Annotated in this window: 1 protein-coding gene and 1 pseudogene; both read right to left on the bottom strand. The window is 73.1% G+C overall.

Going from position 1 to position 3,020, the window contains the following annotated elements; all coding sequences use genetic code 11:
* On the bottom strand, nt 1-2,512 hold a 2,512-nt coding region (locus E3T48_RS05990; RefSeq protein WP_134522916.1), incomplete at its 3' end, for a non-ribosomal peptide synthetase.
* A 297-nt stretch (nt 2,513-2,809) separates the two neighbouring features.
* A pseudogene (locus E3T48_RS16670) lies at nt 2,810-3,020 on the bottom strand (hypothetical protein); the annotation flags it as partial.

Here is a 3,020-nt window from a genome sequence, read left to right as displayed (position 1 = left end):
CGGCCGGCCACGACCCGCGGGCCGCACCGACCCGGATGGCGGGCGATCCGGCCCACCGCTCACCGTCCGGGACCTCGCCGGAGACGGCGGCCCCCGGTTCGATCACGGCGCCGGCGCCGATCCGGGCGCCGCCGAGCAGGGTGCTGCGCGCGCCGATGGTTGCCTCGGCGCCGATCTCCACCCGCCCGAGCCGGAGCACGTCGCCGTCGATCCAGTAGCCGGCCAGGTCGGTCTCCGGCTCGATCGCCGCACGGGCCCCGATGGTCAGCATCCCCGTCACCGGCGGGAGCGCGTGGAGGTCGACGTCCTCGCCGACCCGCGCACCCAGCGCCCTAGCGTAGTAGCTGATCCAGGGTGCTCCCGCCAGGCTCGCCGCGTCGACGAGCAACGCGACCTGCTCGGCCAGCCACAGGCGCAGGTGAACGGATCCGCCTCGCGGGTAGTCCCCCGGAGTCACCCCGCGCAGCAGCAGCCTCGCGGCGACGACGGAGATGACCATCTTCCCGGGCGGGGTGACGAAGAGCAGGAAGCCGAGGGCGACCCACCACCAGGAGATCGTCGGAGCGAACGTCGCCCCGCCCCAGGTCGCGAGCAGGTTGTTCGCCGCCGCGAGGAAGACGAGCCAGCGCGCGCCGACGAGCACGTGCAGGGGGATGCTGAGCAGCGTCTGGGCGATGCGGCTGCGCGCCGGCACGGGGAGGACCTCCCGCACGAGTGTCGGCGCCGGAGGCACCCGCGCGTCGAGTTCCTCGGCGAGCGCCCCGATCCGGGGATGGTCGTAGACGTCGGAGACCCGCGTGTCGGGGTAGCGCTCCCGGATCGCGGAGACGAACTGGGCGGCGGAGAGCGAGCCGCCGCCGTGGCCGAAGAAGTCGGCGTCGGGTCCGTCGACCGGAACGCCGAGGATCGCGGCCCAGTGCCCGGCCAGCCAGGCCGCCGTGGGGGTCAGCGCAGCCGCCTCCCGGCCGCCGCCGGCCGGCAGCGGCCAGGGCAGCGAGGCCTTGTCGACCTTGCCCGAGGTGCGGGTGGGCAGCTCGTCGACGAGCGCGATCAGGGGAACGAGCGCCGCGGGGAGCGCCGCGCGCAGCCGGTCGGTGGCCGCTGCACGATCGAAGGCCGCCGCCCCGTCGACGAGGGCGAGGTAGCCGACGAGGACCTGGTTCCCGGCGGGGGTCTTCTGCACGACCGCGGCAGCGCCGGCCACGTCGGGCAGCGAGCGCAGCGCCGCCTCGATCTCGCCGAGTTCGATCCGCCGGCCGCCGAGCTTGACCTGGTCGTCGGCGCGGCCGACGAAGACCAGGCCCTCCCGCTCGAACCGCACCAGGTCGCCGCTGCGGTACGCGCGGTCCCAGCCAAGCCCGGCATGCGGCGCGTACTTCTCCCGATCTTTGGCCGGGTCGAGGTAGCGCGCCAGCCCGACGCCCCCGATGATGAGTTCGCCGGTGCCGCCGTGCGCCACCCGGGCGCCGACGGCATCCACCACGGCGAGGTCCCAGCCGTGCAGCGGCAGCCCGATCCGCACCGGGTCGGTGCCGTCCATCAGCGCCGCGCAGGCCACGACGGTCGCCTCGGTCGGACCGTAAGTGTTCCAGACCTCGCGTCCAGGGGCGACGAGACGGGCGGAGAGTTCGGGCGGGCAGGCCTCGCCGCCGAAGATGAGCAGCCGCACCTGTTCGAGGGCCTCGTCCGGCCAGAGCGCGGCGAGGGTGGGCACCGTGGACACGACCGTCACGCCGTGGGCGATCAGCCACGGCCCGAGGTCGGCGCCGGACCGAACGAGTGAGCGGGGGGCGGTAACGAGGCAGGCGCCGTTGCGCCAGGCGAGCCACATCTCCTCGCAGGATGCGTCGAAGGCGACCGACAGGCCGGCCAGCACCCGGTCGGCCGAGCCGATCGGTTCGGAGCGGAGGAAGAGCCCGGCCTCGGCGTCGACGAAGGCCGCCGCCGACCGGTGGGTCACTGCGACACCCTTGGGCACCCCCGTCGACCCGGAGGTGAAGATGACCCAGGCGTCGTCGTCGGGTGTGGGGATGATCCCGGGCCCATGAGCGAGGGTTAGGTCATCCCCCGGTGGCAGAGGCCGTTCGGCGAGCGCCGCCTCGTCGACCGTGTTGACGAGCTCGAACCGGCCTGCCGTCCCGACGACTCCGATGACCTGGGCCTCGCCGAAGACGAGCCGGGCACGCTCCTCCGGGTCGTCGGCGTCGACCGGCACATACGCGGCCCCCAGGACAAGGGTGGCGAGGATGGAAACGTAGAGTTCGCGAGTTCCCGAGGGGATCCGGATGCCGACCTTGTCGCCCCGACGCACCCCGGTCGCGCTGAGCTGCCGGGCCTGCTCGGAGACGAGGCGCATGAGCTCGCGATAGCTGATGGCGCCGTCCTGGTCCTCGAGCGCGAGCGCGCTCGGATAGGCGGCGGCCGTCGCGGCGAGAATGTCGACGAGGGTGCGCACGGACGCGGCTTTCGTTCCGGCCGCGAGCACGCTCTGGTCGGGCTGGATCTGGGTCACGCACGCTCCTCGTCCGCGGCGGAGAGGCAGTCCCGCGACGCGATGCCCCAGTTTAGAGCCCGCGGGTAACCGGCAGGGAAACTGTGTCGGCCGGTATCCGAGCCATCGACGCAGCGGGTCTCGAGCCAGTCGGTGGTCGAGCCGTCCACGGTGGTCGAGCCTGTCGGTGGTCGAGCCTGTCGAGACCAGGTCACGCAAGGGGGTCTCGACAAGCTCGACCACCGAGACAGGCTCGGCCGCCGGGGTTGCGACCGTGAGCGTGGCGGTGGTCGAGCCTGTCGAGACCGGGGACCTGGGTCAGTGCCGGGCGGTCGAGGCGGTGCGGGCGCGGTTCTGGTTGGCGGGGTGCCAGTTCTGGTGGGGATCGTACCAGGGTGGGGCTTTGATGTGGGGTGAGCCGCGGACCATCCGGATCTTCCAGCCGTCGCGGTCGATGTAGTGGTGGTGAAACCAACAGAGCATGACGCCGTTGTCGATGTCGGTCAGGCCGCCGGCCCACCAGGGGATG

The organism is Cryobacterium fucosi (assembly GCF_004403515.1).
Taxonomy (GTDB): Bacteria; Actinomycetota; Actinomycetes; order Actinomycetales; family Microbacteriaceae; genus Cryobacterium; species Cryobacterium fucosi.
Note: the sequence above shows the minus strand (reverse complement) of the source record. Positions and strands in the feature narration are given on the sequence as shown.